Source organism: Microtetraspora malaysiensis (assembly GCF_001528665.1).
In the GTDB taxonomy this organism is placed as follows: domain Bacteria; phylum Actinomycetota; class Actinomycetes; order Streptosporangiales; family Streptosporangiaceae; genus Microtetraspora_A; species Microtetraspora_A malaysiensis.
Genome location: NZ_BBYJ01000008.1, coordinates 309,853 through 326,170, shown reverse-complemented (window position 1 = coordinate 326,170; position 16,318 = coordinate 309,853). Strand labels below are relative to the sequence as shown.

Below are 16,318 nucleotides of genomic sequence, written 5' to 3'. Positions count from 1 at the left end.
GCGTCCGGCCGCTCAGCTCTTGGCGAGCAGCGAACGCAGGACGTACTGCATGATCCCGCCGTGGCGGTAGTAGTCCGCCTCGCCCGGGGTGTCGATCCGCACGACCGCCTGGAACTCGACGTCCCCGGCGCGCACGGTCACGGTGGCGGGCGTGTCGCCTGTGTTCAGCTCCTCGACCCCGACGACGTCGAAGGTCTCCTCGCCGGTCAGGCCCAGGGAGGCCGCGCTCTGCCCCTCCGGGAACTGCAGCGGCAGCACGCCCATGCCGATGAGGTTGGAGCGGTGGATGCGCTCGTACGACTCGGCGATGACGGCGCGGACGCCGAGCAGCGCGGTGCCCTTGGCGGCCCAGTCACGGGACGAGCCGGAGCCGTACTCCTTGCCGGCCAGGATCACCAGCGGGATGCCCGCGGCCTGGTAGTTCTGCGAGGCGTCGTAGATGAACGACTGCTCGCCGCCCTTGGTGAAGTCGCGGGTGTAGCCGCCCTCCACGCCCTTCAGCAGCAGGTTCTTCAGCCGGATGTTGGCGAAGGTGCCGCGGATCATGACCTCGTGGTTGCCCCGGCGGGAGCCGTACGAGTTGAAGTCCTTGACCGCGACGCCGTTCTCCCGCAGGTACTGCCCGGCGGGCGAGTCGGCCTTGATCGAGCCGGCCGGCGAGATGTGGTCCGTGGTCACCGAGTCGCCGAGCAGGGCGAGCACGCGGGCGCCGTGGACGTCCGTCACCGGCTCGGGCGAGGCGGGCATGCCGTCGAAGTACGGCGCCTTGCGCACATACGTCGACGCCGGGTCCCACTCGAAGGTGTTGCCGGTCGGGATCGGCAGGGACTGCCAGTTCTCGTCGCCCTTGAACACGTCGGCGTAGTCCTGCAGGAACATCTCCTGGCCGATCGACTCGGCCACGACGGCGGAGACCTCCTCCGGCGAGGGCCAGATGTCCTTGAGGAACACCGGCTGCCCGTCGGCGCCGACGCCGAGCGGCTCGTTGTTGAGGTCGATGTCCATCGTGCCGGCCAGCGCGTAGGCGACCACGAGCGGCGGGGACGCCAGGTAGTTCATCTTGACGTCCGGGTTGATCCGGCCCTCGAAGTTGCGGTTGCCGGACAGCACCGCGGTCACCGCGAGGTCGGAGCTCTGCACGGCGGCCGAGATCTCCTCCGGCAGCGGGCCGGAGTTGCCGATGCAGGTGGTGCAGCCGTAGCCGACGAGGTTGAAGCCGAGCTTGTCGAGGTACGGCTGGAGGCCGGAACGCTCGAAGTAGCCGGTGACGACCTGGGAGCCGGGCGCGAGCGACGTCTTCACCCACGGCTTGCGGGACAGGCCCTTGTCCACCGCGTTCTTGGCGAGCAGGGCCGCGCCGAGCATGACGTACGGGTTCGAGGTGTTCGTGCAGGAGGTGATCGCGGCGATCACGACGGCGCCGTGGTCGACCTCGAACGAGGTGCCGTCGGCCAGCGTGACCGGGGTCGGCCGGTTCGGACGGCCGCCGTTGAGCCGGGCGGCGTGCGGGGCGTCGCCCGCGCCGCCGTGCGAGATCGCCGGGGAGTCCGACGCCGGGAACGACTCGGCGGACGCCTCGTCGGCCGGTCCCTGGATGCTGTCGCCCGGGACGTAGTCGCGGACGGCGGCCCGCCAGGCCTCCTTGGCCGAGGCCAGCGCGATGCGGTCCTGCGGACGCTTCGGACCGGCGATCGACGGGACGACCGTGGACAGGTCCAGCTCGATGTACTCGGAGAAGACCGGCTCCGGAGCGGACGGGTCCAGCCAGAGGCCCTGCTCCTTGGCGTACGCCTCGACGAGGGCGACCTGCTCGGCCGAGCGGCCGGTGAGCGTGAGGTAGTTGATCGTCTGGCCGTCGATCGGGAAGATCGCGCAGGTGGAGCCGAACTCGGGGCTCATGTTGCCGATGGTGGCGCGGTTGGCGAGCGGCACGCTGGAGACGCCCTCGCCGTAGAACTCGACGAACTTGCCGACGACGCCGTGCTTGCGCAGCATCTCGGTGATCGTGAGGACGAGGTCGGTGGCGGTGGCGCCGGCCGGGAGCTTGCCGGTCAGCTTGAAGCCGACGACACGCGGGATCAGCATCGAGATCGGCTGGCCGAGCATGGCGGCCTCGGCCTCGATGCCGCCGACGCCCCAGCCCAGGACGCCGATGCCGTTCTCCATCGTGGTGTGCGAGTCGGTGCCGACGCAGGTGTCGGGGTAGGCCTTGCCGTCCCTGATCATGACGACGCGGGCGAGGTGCTCGATGTTCACCTGGTGGACGATGCCGGTGCCCGGCGGGACCACCTTGAACTCGTCGAACGCGGTCTGGCCCCAGCGCAGGAACTGGTAGCGCTCGTGGTTGCGCTCGTACTCCCGCTGGACGTTGCGGGCGAAGGAGTCCGGGCCGCCGAAGTAGTCGACGATGACGGAGTGGTCGATGACCATCTCGGCGGGGGCCAGCGGGTTGATCCGCGCCGGGTCGCCGCCGAGGTCGCGTACGGCCTCGCGCATGGTGGCGAGGTCGACGACGCAGGGCACGCCGGTGAAGTCCTGCATGATCACGCGGGCCGGGGTGAACTGGATCTCGACGCTCGGCGTGGCGTTCGGGTCCCAGTTCGCCAGGGCGCGGATGTGGTCGGCGGTGATGTTCGCGCCGTCCTCGGTGCGGAGCAGGTTCTCCAGCAGAGTCTTCAGGCTGTACGGGAGGCGCGCCGACCCCTCGACGGCATCCAGCCGGTAGATCTCGTAGGACGCGTCACCGACGCGCAACGTGTCGCGGCTGCCGAAGCTGTTTTCGGACACGACGTTTCGCCTCCCCAGGTTCCGGGCTGTCAAAGTTCGCTTTCGCATCCTCCCGCACCCTCGGATCGCATCCGACAGTTAGGTTCACCTAACCGGCTTGGGAGTCTCTCGATATCAAGATATCTCGGTAGATATCTTGATATCAAATTAAATCCCCGATCGCCTCCCGAACCGGACCGTCCGCGGCGTCCCGGTGCTCGCGGGCGCGTCAGCCGGCGGGAAGGTGGAACCGGTGCACGGTGCCGTACCTCTGGCCGGTGGCCAGCCGCACCTCTCCGCTCTTCTGGCCGTACACGATCGACCACTGCGTGTGGCCCTGCCGGACGTCGGCGAGCAGATCCATGGCCCGGTCGTCCGACGCCTTGCCTCCGCTGCTCTCCAGGGCCTCGCTCAGCGTCCGGTAGCGCTGATCGGCCCGGCGGCTCTCCTCCGTGGACGTCGCCAGGGTGAAGTTCGTCATGGCCTGCCACGGGCCCTCGCCGCGCCGCACCACCATCTCGCCGCCGGAGAACTCGACGACCGCCGACCGCCCCTGCGCGTCGGCGAACATGTAGTGCAGCGGCGGGCTGTCGCTGAAATCGACGTTGTACCGGCTGAAGACGGCGATCGCCTCGTCCACGGTCGCCGCCTGGTCGAGCACGAGGCGCTGGACGCGCAGGCTGCCGACGGTGCGCCGCTTGCCGTCGAAGGTCGGCTTCGCCTCGGGCACGGTGGCCATGCCCACGGCCAGGCCCTTCGCGTTCATCCCGTCGAACGGCAGCAGCGGAGCGCGGAGCAGGGCCCGCCGCCCGGCGTCGGTGGTGAAGTCGGCGTCCGACCTCAGCCCGAGGTAGGACACGTCCACCATGGAGACCGAGGCGTAGCCGTCCGGCGGCGAGGTGAACAGCAGCAGCGCGGGCTGGTGGTCGAAGTCGAAGTTCCGGCCGAACACCGGCGCCGCCGGGTCACCGTGCGCGGCGAACAGCGAGCAGCCGAACGTGTCCGGTGTCAGTGTGGGCGTGACCGTCGCCAGGCGGTCGTATCCGCCCTGGAAGGTCATCGTCCACAAGGGGTGGTCGTCCACCTTGCGCAGGCTCGCCAGCGTGGCGGCCTGCTCGCGGGACAGGGCCTCCCGCCCCGGGGACGCTCCGTTCATGCTCCTCCCAACTCCCGGCGACGGTGACAGGGCGCCGCCGTCGGCCGCGAGCGACGGCGCGGACCGCCCGGCCGGAGGAGCGCCTCCGGTCCCACAGGCGGCGAGCGCCGCGACGGCGAGCACGAGCGTGACCGTGGTCCTGGAGGCGTTGCCCATGCCGCCATGATCTCCCGCCGCGCGCCGACTGTGTCGGCGGATTATCCGGTTTTTCGGGGAAATCCCGTCGCTCGTACGGGCGGACGCTCGCCCCACCCGCCCCGCCGGCGCTTCCTCGACGGGACGGTCAGGCGGGCATGAGCCGCAGACAGAGCAGGGCGACGACGGCCAGCGAGAGCGCGGGCGCGAGCACCTTCTGCTCGAACGCCTTGCCCGTCTTGAACCCGATCTTGTACGGCAGGACCCACCGGCCCTTGATCGGCCACAACACGGGGCAACCGTGCTCGGTCAGGCAGTCGCCGACGATGTGGGTCAGGCAGCCGACGGCGATGGCCAGCCCGAGCCAGGCGTAGCCCACGCCCAGCAGAAGGAAGGTGGCGAAGACCCCGGCGGTGAGGAAGATGTTGACCACCGCGGACGTGAGCGTCTTCCCCGGCACCCCGATGCCGATGGCGCGCAGCGACAGACCGATCATGAGAACGACGATGACGTCGCGCCCGATCGGATAGTTGTCGGCCAGGAAGTACGTTCCAAGGCCCATCAGGATGGCGAACAACAACGAGTGCGTGGCGTGCCGGTGCCCGCCGCTGATGACGTTGACCCCCTTGCTCAGCCAGTAGGTGACCGGCCCGAAGGTCTGCGCGATCGTGGCGCTGGGATGGTCGAGGTCCGGCAACATGGCGGCGCCCGCGCAGACCAGCGCTCCGGCGATCAGCTCCGTCGGGCTGAGCATGTTGGTGGTCACGGAGGCGAGTTCCGGCGCGACGACGGCCGGGAGCGCGGCCAGGCCGGGCGCGACCCCGAGCCAAACGACCGCCCCGCTCAGTGAGTGCGAGTGTCCCATCATGTCCAGATCACGCCTGGTAATGCTACGGGAAAGGGTCGACAAAATCGATCTTTACCGTGCGTGGCTCATGCGTGGCGCGTTCCATGGACGGAGCGGCAGGACGGATCACGCGTCGTGTTCTTCGCTCCCCCTGACCCCGGAACGGCGCGGCCTGGAGATCGGGCGTGACCGGTCAGAACGGGGCAAAAATAAAGACGGGATCGTTCCGCTCCAAGAGCACCCCCCAGCCCTCTCAGAGCAGAACAACCCCGTCTATGGGTGGCAACGCTTTGGTCTCGGGACCTGTTCCCGCGTTTTGCACTGATTTCTTGTGATCTAGGTCACGACCCCGCTGACCTGGCCAGTTCCGCCGTGGTTACGGTCCGCAAGAACGGAATCGGGAGCATCACCACCATCACGGCGAACAGCGCGAACGCCGTCCGGATCCCGAAGATCTCGGCGAGCAGTCCGCCGAGGCCCGCGCCGACCGGAAGTGTCCCCCAGCCGAGCAGCCGGGAGGCCGCGCCGTACCTTCCGAGGAGCCGGTCGGGAACGAGCGCCTGCGCGATCGTGCGGGAGTTGACCGTCCAGAGCGTGCCGCCCATGCCCCCGGCGAAGGCCGCGGCCGCCACCGCCCAGGCCGCCGGGAAGATCGCGGGCACGCCCATCATGAGGAACGTCCCGACGAGGTCGGCGAAGAGCGCCCACCTGACACCCAGCAGGCGGTTGATCGCGGTGACCAGCCCCGCCCCCGCCAGCCCGCCCAGCCCGATCGCGCTGATCAGGAATCCGTACCCGGCGGCGTCCGTCTCCAGCACCGAGGCGGCGTAGGACGGCAGCAGCGCCAGCCACGCGCTCCATGAGGCGGCGAGCACGGCGATCGTCAACGTGAGGGTGCGCAGCAGGCGGTGCCGCCACACGAAGCCGAGCCCCTCCCGGATCTCCGCGACCACGCCGCCCGTCCCGGCGCCTTCGCCGGTACACGCGGCGGGAGCGGGTCGGAACCGGCCGGCCAGCATGACGATGAGCACGGCGCCCACGGCGAACGCGGCCACGACGGAGCCCAGCGCGACCGCCGTGCCCAGCCCCACGAGGAGCCCGCCCACCGCGGGACCGCAGAACTCGTTGGCCAGCGTCTCGGCCCCGGCGATCCAGGCGTTCGTCCGCGCCCGCCGCTCCGGCGGGACGGCGGCGGGCACGAGGGCGCCGCCGGCGGTGTTGGCGACGACCTCGGCGAGCCCGACGACCAGCCCGCACGCGTACAGGACGGGCAGGGAGGACGCCTGCGCCGCGACGGCGGCGAGCAGGCCCGCCGCGGCCGCCAGCCGGACGAGGTCGGCCCCGATGACGAGTGCGCGCCGGTCCGCGCGGTCGGCGAGCACGCCCACCGGCAGCGACACGACCAGCCACGGAAGCGTGAGCGTGAGACCGACCAGCGCGACCTGGCCCGGCGAGCCGCCCAGCCCCACGGCGAGCAGCGGCAACACGATCTTCAGGACCCCGTCCGCCAGGTTGGTCATCGCGGTGAACGCGACGAGCACGACCTCGTTCCTGCGGGCCCGGGACGGTCCGCCCGGTCCGGCGACCGGCTCCGGCGCCTCGGAGCGCGCCCGGTCCGCGCCGCCGTTCCCCGTGCCGGATGCCCCGGCTTCGTCCGTGCCGGTGGCAACCGCGCCATCCTCGATCATCAACACCACCAAAATCATTTAGATGGTGTCAGCATAGCGACCTCACCCCGCCGGGTCGATCCACTCCAGCCCCCACCACCGGGGACCGGCCTGTCGCATTTAGGGGATTGCTCCAGTAATGTTCTCGATATATCGTTGAAGCATCGAAGAACAATCGAAGGAACGTCAGGAGACGAACGTGAACCACGCGTATGCCATGAGGGGGCCATGGGCCCTCCACCACATCGGCCACGGGATGCGGGAAGCCCTCCGCGAGGCCGCGCGCCACGGCGCCGCGACCTGGAACCCCGGCCACCACGGCCCGCACGACGAGGGAGGGGCGCACGAGCGCCGGCACCGCGGAGGACCGTGGGGGCGCGGCCCCTTCGGCGGCGGCTTCGGTCCCGGCGGCCCCTTCGGCGGCCCGGGCTTCCCGTTCGGCGGGCGCGGCTTCGGCCGGGGGCGCAAGGCCAAGCGCGGCGACGTCCGCGCCGCGATCCTCGCCCTGCTCGCGGAGGAGCCCCGCAACGGATACCAGATCATCCAGGAGATCGCCCAGCGCAGCCAGGGCGGCTGGAAGCCCAGCCCCGGCGCGGTCTACCCCGCGCTCCAGCAGCTCACCGACGAGGGACTGGTCCGCTCCGACGAGGCCGAGGGGCGCAAGACCTTCCGCCTGACCGAGGCCGGACAGACCTACATCGCCGAGCACCCGGACGAGGTCCGCGCCCCCTGGGAGGAGATGACGCCGGACATCGGCGAGAACGTGCACGAGCTGTTCGACATGTCCCGCCAGGCCGCGTCCGCGCTGTTCCAGATCGCGCACAGCGGCAGCGAGAGCCAGGTCAGCAAGGCCCGGCAGGTGCTCGCCGAGACCCGCCGCAAGCTCTACCACATCCTGGCCGACGGCGACACCGAGGACGAGTGACGCGCGGTGTCCCCTTCCTCCCACGACCGCACCGCGGGTTTCCCGCACGACGAGGTGAGGTGATCGACATGTCTTCCTCCGAGCAGCCGTCTTCTTCGCGGCCGGAAAGGCCTTCGACGTCCCGGCCGGAACCGGCACCGCGTGACGGGCTCCGCATCGGGGACCGCGAGCGCGACGAGGTGACCGCGGCGCTGCACGACGCGTTCGCCCAGGGCCGCATCACCCGCGAGGAGCTGGACGAGCGCCTCGACGCCACGCTCGCCGCGAAGACCGAGGGCGACCTGCGCCGGGTGACCGCCGACCTGCCCGGCGGGTACGGCCGGGAGCCGGGCGGCGGACAGGAGGGAGCCCGCTGGGCTCCGGGCCACCGGGGGCACCCCGGCGGGGCGGGTCACCTTCCCTGGGCCGCCGACCAGCCGGAACACGGCCCGCGGGACGCCGGGACCGGCCACCGCCCGTGGACCGCGGTCGGCCCCGGCCTCGCCCCGTGGGCGGCCCGTGGACCGGGACACCGGCCCGGCCCGTGGGGCCTCGGCCCCGCCTTGTGGAGCCGCCACGCGGCCGAGGCACGACGCGGACCGTACGGCAGGCGCCGCGGCGGCCCGCCGCCGGTCGCCTTCCTGATCGTCGCGGGCCTCGTCACCGCGGCGCTGGTGTCCGGGGTGACCTGGCCGCTGTTCGCCGCGCTCAAGCTGCTCTTCTTCGCCTGGATCGCGATGGCCGTGCTCGGCTTCGCCCACCACCGCCGCTTCCCCCGGAATCACCGGCACAGCGGCCGATCCTGAACCGATCAGGTCGCTTGATCGTCGCGGCGGTCAGCCCGGGTCGGCGTGTGCCAGGCCGGCCTCGTAGGCGACGATCGCGGCCTGGACGCGGTTGTTCAGACCGAGCCGGAGCAGGATCGCGCTGACGTGGGACTTGACGGTGCCCTCCGAGAGGAAGAGCTCGCGGCCGATGTCCTGGTTGGACAGGCCCCGGCCGACGAGGGCGAGCACCTCGCGCTCGCGCGGCGTCAGCGTCTCCACGTGCCTGCGTGCGGTGTCCGCTCTGGAGAGCCGGCCGCCGCCCAGGCGCGCGATGACCTTCTGCGCGATCCTCGGCGACAGGTACGCCGCGCCGTCGGCGACCGCCCGCACCCCGATGATCAGCTCGCGCGGGTCGGCGGCCTTGAGCAGGAAACCGGCGGCCCCCTCGGCGAGCGCTCGGGAGACGTACTCGTCCTCGTCGAACGTGGTCAGCACGATGATCGCGACGTCGGGTACGGCGGCGCGCAGCTCAGTGACGGCGGACAGGCCGTCGAGCCGGGGCATGCGGATGTCGAGCATCGCGATGTCGGGCCGGTGCGCGCGCACCAGCTCGACCGCCTCGCGCCCGTCCGCGGCCTCGGCGACCACCTCGATCTCCGGGTCCGTGGTCAGGATCGACCGCACCCCTACCCGGATCATGGGCTCGTCGTCGGCCAGCACCACCCGGATCACCGGCTCACCTCGCTTTCTCCCTGGCCGCTTGGAAACCGTGCCGTCACGGCGAACCCACTCTCGTGCGGTCCGGCGCGCAGCGTGCCGCCGAGCAGCCGTACCCGCTCGCGCAGACCCGCCAGGCCGCTGCCGCCGCCGGGCGGCCCGGGCTCGTGGCGAGCCGCGGAGTTGCGCACCGTGACCGCGACCGCCCGGGCGGACCGCTCGACGTGGACGAGCACGTCCGCGCCGGGCGCGTGCCGGGCGGCGTTGGTCAGCGACTCCTGCACCACCCGGTGGACGGCCCTGTCCACCAGGGGAGGCAGCGCCGCCGGCTCTCCGTCGTGCCGGAACTCGACCGCCATCCCGGCGTCGCGGGCGCGATCCACCAGCGCCTCGACGGTCTCGTCCGGCGGCTGAGTCGGCGTCCGGCTCGCCACGTCGCCCACCCCTCCGGTCACGTCCGCGGGGGCGGCGCCGGTCTCCCGCAGCACTCCGACCGTACGGCGGAGCCGGTCGGTCGCGGTGACCGCGCACGCCCGCAGTCGCGCCACCGCCTCCCGGTTCGGCTCGGTCATGTCGGCGGCGAGTTCCAGCGCTCCGGCGCGCAGCGCGATCAGTGCCAGCTCGTGACCGAGCGAGTCGTGCATGTCGGCGGCGATGCGGGCGCGTTCCCGGAGCCGGGCGCGTTCGGCGATCAGCTCCTGCTCGCGTTCGAGCCGGGCCACCCGTTCCCGGCCCGCCAGCACCAGTTCGGCCTGCTGCCGCCGGAAGCGTCCGGCGAGCCACGGCAGCACCACGAAGAGGCCGAGGGCCATCAGTGCCGTGACGCCCTCCCAGAAGTCCGGCACGACGAAGACCGCCCCGGGCGTCGCGGCGACGGCGAGCAGCAGCCCGTCGCGCCGTTCGGGCAGGTGACGTCCATGGAGGTAGGCGGCGACGGCCAGCACGGCGAACAGAAGCTGCCGCCACGGCGGGACGTCGTCGAGGCGCAGCCCGTTGACGACGCTGATCTCGGCGATCACCGCCAGGATCACACGGTTTCTCACCGCGATGAGACTACCGATCGCGATTCGCGCAGTCTGAGCAGCCGCGTCACGACGGTGGCCGCGCCCGCCGCGGCCGCGACGGCGAAGGTGATCGTCATGGGCGCGGCGGAGTAGGTGAGCTGCTCCCAGGTGACGGTCCGGCCGTTCATCAGGAACGAGATCAGGTCCCGGTACAGCGCGAACAGCAGCACCGGCAGCAGCGCCGGGACCAGGCGCAGCCCGACCCGCCACGCGGGACTCCCCGTGCGCCGGCTCGCCCAGCGGCGCGACCGCAGCACGCCGAGCACGCCCAGCCCCGCCGCGGCCAGCGCGATCAGGCCCAGGACCAGCTCGGCCTGCTGCCGGCCGCCGCCCGGCACCTCCGGGGTCCTGCCCCGGCTCATCGCCACAAGCCCGGTGAGCACGTCGTAGACGTCGTCGTAGAGGCCGGCGCCGTTGGTCATGACGGCGAAGCCGTACCCCGTGTCCGGAGCGATCGCCTCCACGGCGGTGTACGTGAACAGGTTGCCCGAGTGCACGAGCAGGTCGGCGCCGTCCACTGTCTCCCGGCCCCAGCCCATGCCGTAGTCGCGTACGCCGGAGGAGGTGTGCATGGTCGTCAGGCTCTCCGGCCGCACCAGCTGTGCGCCGGCGCCGTTCTGACTGATCAGCCATTTGCCCATGTCGGCCGCGTCGGTGATGACGCCGCCCGCGCCGCCGCCGTAGAGGAAGTCGCGCAGCTCCGGCCGCGGCACCCAGGCCCCGAACAGTGAGTTGAACCCCTTGGACGGCCTGACCTTCTGATCGCCGACGGCGCTGCCGGTCATGCCGAGCGGCCCGAAGACGCGCTGCTTCATGTACGCGCCGAAGCTCATGCCGCCCGCGACCTCGACCAGCCGGGCGGCCACCTCGTAGTTGACGTTGCAGTACGCCCAGCGGGTGCCGGGGTCGGCGGCCAGGGTGCCGCCGCGCAGCGCGGCCACGTAGCCGGCGAGGGTCGTCGCGGACTCCGCCGCGCGGATGTCGACGGTGCCGTCGGAGATGCCCGAGGTCTGGTTCAGCAGGTGCCGCAGCGTGATGCCGCGGGCTCGCGGGTCGGCCAGGCGGAACTCGGGCAGCTGCTCGGCGACCGGCTTGTCCAGTGAGAGCCTGCCGTCGTCGACCAGGGTCATGACGGCCATGGCGGTGAACGACTTGCTGAGCGAGGCGACGCGCATCGGGGTGCTCTCGGTGACGGGCCGGCCCGCTGAGTCGTGACCGTACCCGGCGGCGTGCACGATCTTCCCGTTGTGGGTCACGACGACGGACATCCCGGGCAGAGCCGTGGATTCCATGGCCTCGGCGAGGTAGGCGTCGATGGCGGCCGGGGACGGCTCACCGCCCACGGGCGCGGTCAGCCCAGATACGGCGGTGGCCGCGGTGGGGGCCACCGCGAGGGACAAGGTCAAGGGGGACACGAGGGACACAGCGAGGGACGCGGCCAGGCCGGTCCGCCGGGCGAAGGTGATGAGCTTTCGTTTCACGGAAGGACACGCTAGAAATCGGCCGCCTCCGAAAGATCCGGCGATCCGCCACAACCACCCCTGACGAAAGTAGGGTCCGGCGCCCGGGACGGCCCGGGGCTCCCGAAGCTCCGGAGCGCCGCGGCGTAGCGGTCAGGTAGGGCTCGGCTTCGAGGCGTAGTCGTCACCGGTCATGTCCGGCCTGGCAAGCCCCCGCGAATAGTCACTTAGTTGACTATTCGCATATATGGGTACATCAGGTGCTACGTTCAGGGCATGTCGTTGCGCAATGCCGTCTTGGCCGTACTCCTGGAGGGTGAGGCATCCGGGTACGACCTGGCCAAGAGCTTCGATGCGTCGGTGGCCAATTTCTGGATGGCCACCCCCCAGCAGCTCTACCGGGAGCTGGAGAAGATGGCGGCCGACGGGCTGATCCGGGGCCGGGTCGTTCAGCAGGACCGCCGTCCCAACAAGCGGTTGTTCTCCCTGACCGAGGCCGGCCGCCGCGCCCTGCACGAGTTCACCGCCGCGCCGCCACACCCCGGCGCGATCCGCGACGAGCTCATGGTGCAGGTCCAGGCGGTCGACGCGGGTGACATCGAAGCCGTCAAGAACGCCCTCCGTGAACGCATGAGCTGGGCCGAAGCCAAGATCGCCCGCTTCGAACGCCTCCGCGCACGCCTCCTGAACGGCCGCACCGAGGAGGAACACCTCACGCAGGCCGACCGCATCGGCCCGTACCTGACCCTGCTCCGCGGCCTGGCCTTCGAACGCGAGAACGTCCGCTGGATCCGCCGGGCCGTGGCCATCCTCGATCACCGCACCAACATCCCCGCGGAGTAGCCATGCCGTACCAGCGTTATGTCGCAATCGGCGACAGCCAGACCGAGGGTCTCAACGACGGCGCCGAAAGGACCGGTTACCGGGGCTGGGCCGACCGCCTGGCCGAGACCCTCGCCACCCACCACCCGGACTTCCGGTACGCCAACCTCGCCGTCCGGGGGCGCCTCGCCGCCCAGATCAGAGCCGAACAGGCCGAGGCCGCCCTCGCGCTGAACCCCGACCTGGTCACCGTCATGGCGGGCATGAACGACCTGGTCCGCCCCGGCTTCGACGCCACCGCCGTGGCGGCCGACCTGGAGGCCATGTTGAAGGCGTTGACGGCCTCCGGCGCGACCGTGGTCACCTTCACCTTTCCCGACGTCGCCAAAATCGCGCCGCTGGCCCGCCACCTGCGTCCCAAGGTCCTCGACTTCAACGACCGCATTCGCGTCATGGCCGAACGGCACGGCGCCACCCTGGTCGACACCTTCCACCAGCCGATCACCACAGATCCGCGCCTGTGGAGCGACGACCGCATTCACGCGACCTCACTCGGTCACGCGCGCATAGCCGCGGCCGTCGCGGACGCCCTGAAGGTCCCCGGCGCCGACCCGAATTGGGCCGATCCCCTCCCACCGCTCCCGCCCATGCCGATATGGCGACGCGCGGGGGTCGAACTCGCCTGGGCCGGCGCCTTCCTGGGGCCGTGGATCCTCCGCCGCATCCAAGGCCGCTCCTCCGGCGACGGCCGCACCGCCAAGCGCCCCGAGATGCGGCCCGTCACCAGCGCGAACGTGTGAGGTAAGTCGGTCGTTTCGTACCACCTCACCCCGCTCGGTCACCGGCACGAGGCGGAAACCCACAGCGGTAGGACATCGCGGTCCCCTGCGATGGCCTTGCCGTGACACACTCCGGGGGATGCCCCGAGTGTGGTTTAACCGCGTGAAGGAGTGCGCCCCATGGAGATCTTCCCGGACATCCCGCTGGAGGCCTGGGCCGACAGCAAGGCGACGGTCCACAGGTTCGCCCAGATCGTGGGCAAGGTACGGCTGGCCGCGGGCGTCCGCCGCAACCACTGGTGGAACGTGCCCTTCCACCTGACCGGGCGGGGCACCACCACGCGCCCGATGGGCGGACTGGATGACCGGACGCCCGTTTTCGCCATCGACTTCGACTTCGTCGATCACCGGCTCGTGGTGAACGTCATCGACGGACGCACCGCCTCGTTCTCCATGCCCGGCCACTCGGTCGCGTCGTTCTACCACGAGCTGTTCGGCGAGTTGAACCGGCTCGGCATCGACGTGCCCATCCGGGCGACGCCGTTCGATCTTGAAGACCACATCCCCTTCGCCGAGGACACCGTCCACCGGGCGTACGACACGACCATGGTGACCCGCTACTGGCAGGTGCTCAGCCAGGTCGCCCAGGTGCTCGAACTCTATGCGGCGGGCTTCTCCGGGAAGATCAGCCCGGTCCACCATTTCTGGCACACCTTCGACATCGCGGTCACCCGATTCTCCGAGCGCCGCGTGGACCAGGAGCCGCAGGTCGACGTGGTGACCCGCGAGGCGTACTCACGAGAGGTGATCAGCGCGGGGTTCTGGTTCGGCGACCCCGACGTGCCCGAACCGGCTTTCTACTCCTATACGGCGCCGGAACCGCCGGGGTTGGAGAAGGAGCCGCTCCGCCCTCCCGAGGCCCGGTGGAAGCCGCTGCGGGGCAGCCATCTGGCGATCCTGCGCTACGCGGACGCCCGTGCCGCCGCCGATCCGCGCGGGACCGTGCTCGACTTCCTGCGCAGCGCGTACGAGGCGGGCGCCCGGCGGGCCGGATGGGACGTCGCGGCCACCTACTGCCCCGGAGGCGTCACCGATCCGGTCGCGCTGCGCGCTGAAGGTCAGGCCCCGGCGGAACGCCCGGCATGACGAAAGCCCCTGCCACCTCCCCGAGCAGAGGTGACAGGGGCCGTGTCCCGGCCGCGGCGGGCACGCGTTCCCACCGATGAGTGGTTCAGTCCCGGCGCGCGCCGGTCAGGAAGGCCGGCGCAGTAGGCGCATCTGGGCCGCGATGCCGTCCAGGGTCCAGCGCGCGTTCAGCCCGCTCGGGTTGGGCAGCACCCACACCTCGCTGCCCGCGATCTCCTCGTCCTGCGGGCCGATCGCGGCCCTGCGCCGCCCGAACGCGAGCCGGTACGCGGAGACCCCGGCGACGGCCAGGACCCTCGGGCGGATCTCCGCGACCAGGTGGGCGAGCCGCTCGGCGCCCTCGCGCAGCTCCTCGGCCGTGAGCTCCTCGGCGCGTGCGGTCGCCCGGGGCGCCAGGTTGGTGATGCCGAGGCCGTAACCGGGGAGCAGGTGCTGCTCGTACGGCGCCAGCCTGCGCGGCACGAGGCCGGACAGGTGGAGCGCGGGCCAGAACCGGTTTCCCGGCCGGGCGAAGTGGTGTCCCGTCGCGGCCGAGTAGAGGCTGGGGTTGATCCCGCAGAAGAGCACGTCGAGATCGGGCCCGAGCACGTCGTCGATCACGGCGTCCCGCGCCGCTTCGAGATCGGCGGGCGTGGGCGGCGGAACGGGAGGCACCCTCCGATGCTAGCCAGTGCCCCTCCCGTCAGTTTTTGCCCGGGCAAACCCTGCCGGTCACGGCACGGCCCGGAAGCCGAGGGTGCTCATGTGCACTCCTCGCCGGCCATGGAGATCCGGGCGGCTGCCCCGGTGAACGGTGCGCAGGCCGATGCTTTCGGCGAGCGTGACGGTCTCCTCGGCGGTGACGTCGAACATGTGCCGTCCCGCCGGGATCGGCCCGTGCCGCAGGATTATGATCACGATGCCGTCGGGGGCGAGAAGATCGGCGATCCTCGCCATCGCCCGTTCCCGTTCCGGGCGGTCGAGGTGCATCCAGACGGCGGTGAGCAGGACGAGGTCGAACTCGCGGTCGGAGCCACCGAGTCGCGCCAGGTCCGGGAGGTGGTCATCGATCCATTCGATGGGCTGGTCCGCGTGGAGCCGCTGCCCGTGCCCGCGCATTTCCGGGGTCGGCTCGACGGCCACGACCCGGTGACCCAGCGCGGCGAGCGCGGCCGCGTCACGTCCGGTCCCGGCCCCGATGTCCAGAATGCGGCTGGTCTGGGCGGGAAACAGCTGGATCGTGTCCCCATGCACGTCGGAGAACGGGACGCTTTCGTACTGTTCGGCGAGGGCGTCCGCCTCGTTGTGATACCCCGCGATTCCCGGGATCTGCCGCCCGCTCACTGCTCCTCCAGGAGCGCGGGCAGCTTGCGCATGTCGTCGAAGACGGTGGTGCCGGGTCCGTCGAGCCAGGCGGCGGGGGTGAGCCCACCGGCGTAACCGAAGGCGCGCATACCTGCCGCCCGAGCGGCCTGGACGCCGTAGCGGCTGTCCTCGACGACCACACAGTGGGACGGCGCCACGCCCATCCGTGCCGCGGCGAACAGGAACAGGTCGGGCGCGGGCTTGCCCCTGGCGACCTCGGTCGCACTGAAGATCCGCCCGTCGAACCGGTGATACAGGCCGGTGTGACCGAGAGTGTGCCGCATCTTGTCGTGACTGCCGCTGGACGCCACGCATGTCGGCGACGTGATGGCGTCCAGCGCCTCGACGATCCCGTCCACGGGGGTCAGCCCGGCCTCCACCGCCTCGTGGTGCAGCCGCCGGAAACGACTCTCTGCCTCCTTCGTGAGCTCAGGCCCGAGTCGCTCCTCGACCAGCTCGTTGATGGAAGCCGTCGACCGCCCGACGAACAACGAGGTCACCTCGGCCTCGTCGATCGGCCAGCCCAGCTCCGTCAGCACCGCGGAATGCGTACGGACGGCGATGGGCTCACTGTCCACCAACACCCCGTCACAGTCAAAAATCACCAAATCGACCGAATTGATCACACGGGCACGGTACAGGAGGCTCGCCAATCCGGAAGAACTCCACAAATCCCCCAGGATCAACGATGTTCGTCCCCGGTTTTCCTGGATGTCAGGATCACGATCTCGCGTGTTGGTCCGC

General features: G+C 71.0%; 15 protein-coding genes. 5 read left to right on the top strand and 10 right to left on the bottom strand.

What is annotated here, in order from left to right; translation table 11 throughout:
- Nucleotides 1-12: 12 nt before the first annotated feature.
- From AWQ71_RS11705 to AWQ71_RS11690, 4 genes are all read right to left on the bottom strand, one after another.
- Nucleotides 13-2,835 carry an aconitate hydratase gene (locus tag AWQ71_RS11705; RefSeq protein ID WP_174550701.1) on the bottom strand — a complete coding sequence of 941 codons (2,823 nt, stop codon included), beginning with the start codon at nt 2,833-2,835 and terminating at the stop codon, nt 13-15.
- A 160-nt stretch (nt 2,836-2,995) separates the two neighbouring features.
- Nucleotides 2,996-4,078 (bottom strand): carcinine hydrolase/isopenicillin-N N-acyltransferase family protein, encoded by a 1,083-nt coding sequence (locus AWQ71_RS11700; RefSeq protein ID WP_067131227.1) that lies wholly within the window; start codon nt 4,076-4,078, stop codon nt 2,996-2,998.
- A gap of 127 nt (nt 4,079-4,205) precedes the next feature.
- A complete protein-coding gene (locus tag AWQ71_RS11695) occupies nt 4,206-4,925 on the bottom strand; it encodes a metal-dependent hydrolase (RefSeq protein ID WP_067131224.1) in 720 nt (239 codons plus the stop codon).
- A 320-nt stretch (nt 4,926-5,245) separates the two neighbouring features.
- Nucleotides 5,246-6,592 (bottom strand): MFS transporter, encoded by a 1,347-nt coding sequence (locus AWQ71_RS11690; RefSeq protein ID WP_084258814.1) that lies wholly within the window; start codon nt 6,590-6,592, stop codon nt 5,246-5,248.
- A 178-nt stretch (nt 6,593-6,770) separates the two neighbouring features.
- Here AWQ71_RS11690 and AWQ71_RS11685 point away from each other — a divergent pair, with 178 nt between their 5' ends.
- Together AWQ71_RS11685 and AWQ71_RS11680 are read left to right on the top strand one after the other, a co-directional pair.
- Nucleotides 6,771-7,496 (top strand): PadR family transcriptional regulator, encoded by a 726-nt coding sequence (locus tag AWQ71_RS11685; RefSeq protein ID WP_245658224.1) that lies wholly within the window; start codon nt 6,771-6,773, stop codon nt 7,494-7,496.
- Nucleotides 7,497-7,564: 68 nt separating this feature from the next.
- The gene (locus AWQ71_RS11680; RefSeq protein ID WP_157570298.1) at nt 7,565-8,281 is read left to right on the top strand and encodes a DUF1707 SHOCT-like domain-containing protein; all 717 of its coding nucleotides are present in this window, start codon (nt 7,565-7,567) and stop codon (nt 8,279-8,281) included.
- A gap of 30 nt (nt 8,282-8,311) precedes the next feature.
- Here AWQ71_RS11680 and AWQ71_RS11675 read toward each other — a convergent pair whose 3' ends face one another.
- From AWQ71_RS11675 to AWQ71_RS11665, 3 genes are read right to left on the bottom strand one after another with little or no spacing between them, the layout of a single operon-like run.
- Complete coding sequence (locus AWQ71_RS11675; protein ID WP_067131215.1) at nt 8,312-8,974, bottom strand: response regulator; 663 nt, start codon at nt 8,972-8,974, stop codon at nt 8,312-8,314.
- Entirely contained in the window at nt 8,971-10,002 is a 1,032-nt protein-coding gene (locus AWQ71_RS11670) for a sensor histidine kinase (protein ID WP_067131212.1), read from the bottom strand. The genes AWQ71_RS11675 and AWQ71_RS11670 overlap by 4 nt, the downstream gene beginning before the upstream one ends.
- Complete coding sequence (locus AWQ71_RS11665; RefSeq protein WP_245658223.1) at nt 9,999-11,504, bottom strand: serine hydrolase domain-containing protein; 1,506 nt, start codon at nt 11,502-11,504, stop codon at nt 9,999-10,001. Before AWQ71_RS11665 ends, AWQ71_RS11670 begins: the two co-directional genes overlap by 4 nt.
- Before the next feature lie 255 nt (nt 11,505-11,759).
- Between AWQ71_RS11665 and AWQ71_RS11660 the strand changes: the two genes are divergently transcribed.
- From AWQ71_RS11660 to AWQ71_RS11650, 3 genes are all read left to right on the top strand, one after another.
- Nucleotides 11,760-12,326, top strand: coding sequence for a PadR family transcriptional regulator (locus AWQ71_RS11660; protein WP_067131207.1), 567 nt, complete (start codon nt 11,760-11,762; stop codon nt 12,324-12,326).
- A 2-nt stretch (nt 12,327-12,328) separates the two neighbouring features.
- On the top strand, nt 12,329-13,105 hold the full coding sequence (locus tag AWQ71_RS11655; protein WP_067131204.1) for an SGNH/GDSL hydrolase family protein: 777 nt from the start codon (nt 12,329-12,331) through the stop codon (nt 13,103-13,105).
- Nucleotides 13,106-13,264: 159 nt separating this feature from the next.
- Entirely contained in the window at nt 13,265-14,230 is a 966-nt protein-coding gene (locus AWQ71_RS11650; protein WP_067131201.1) for a DUF5996 family protein, read from the top strand.
- Nucleotides 14,231-14,335: 105 nt separating this feature from the next.
- Here the strand turns inward: AWQ71_RS11650 and mug are convergent, their stop codons facing one another.
- Genes mug through AWQ71_RS11635 form a run of 3 tightly spaced genes read right to left on the bottom strand, consistent with a single transcriptional unit; the run spans nt 14,336 to nt 16,179 of the window.
- Nucleotides 14,336-14,884, bottom strand: a complete 549-nt coding sequence (mug, locus tag AWQ71_RS11645; protein WP_067131198.1) for a G/U mismatch-specific DNA glycosylase — start codon at nt 14,882-14,884, stop codon at nt 14,336-14,338.
- A gap of 57 nt (nt 14,885-14,941) precedes the next feature.
- The gene (locus AWQ71_RS11640) at nt 14,942-15,553 is read right to left on the bottom strand and encodes a class I SAM-dependent methyltransferase (protein WP_067131195.1); all 612 of its coding nucleotides are present in this window, start codon (nt 15,551-15,553) and stop codon (nt 14,942-14,944) included.
- Nucleotides 15,550-16,179 (bottom strand): HAD family hydrolase, encoded by a 630-nt coding sequence (locus tag AWQ71_RS11635; protein ID WP_281196096.1) that lies wholly within the window; start codon nt 16,177-16,179, stop codon nt 15,550-15,552. The genes AWQ71_RS11640 and AWQ71_RS11635 overlap by 4 nt, the downstream gene beginning before the upstream one ends.
- Nucleotides 16,180-16,318: the final 139 nt, after the last annotated feature.

What these genes read in the sequence shown, in the direction of transcription:
- AWQ71_RS11690 (WP_084258814.1), bottom strand. Translation starts at nt 6,592, where the DNA reads ATGATCGAGGATGGCGCGGTTGCCACCGGCACGGACGAAGCCGGGGCA.
- AWQ71_RS11655 (WP_067131204.1), top strand. Translation starts at nt 12,329, where the DNA reads ATGCCGTACCAGCGTTATGTCGCAATCGGCGACAGCCAGACCGAGGGT.
- AWQ71_RS11650 (WP_067131201.1), top strand. Translation starts at nt 13,265, where the DNA reads ATGGAGATCTTCCCGGACATCCCGCTGGAGGCCTGGGCCGACAGCAAG.
- AWQ71_RS11700 (WP_067131227.1), bottom strand. Translation starts at nt 4,078, where the DNA reads ATGGGCAACGCCTCCAGGACCACGGTCACGCTCGTGCTCGCCGTCGCG.
- AWQ71_RS11695 (WP_067131224.1), bottom strand. Translation starts at nt 4,925, where the DNA reads ATGATGGGACACTCGCACTCACTGAGCGGGGCGGTCGTTTGGCTCGGG.
- AWQ71_RS11680 (WP_157570298.1), top strand. Translation starts at nt 7,565, where the DNA reads ATGTCTTCCTCCGAGCAGCCGTCTTCTTCGCGGCCGGAAAGGCCTTCG.
- AWQ71_RS11660 (WP_067131207.1), top strand. Translation starts at nt 11,760, where the DNA reads ATGTCGTTGCGCAATGCCGTCTTGGCCGTACTCCTGGAGGGTGAGGCA.
- AWQ71_RS11705 (WP_174550701.1), bottom strand. Translation starts at nt 2,835, where the DNA reads ATGCGAAAGCGAACTTTGACAGCCCGGAACCTGGGGAGGCGAAACGTC.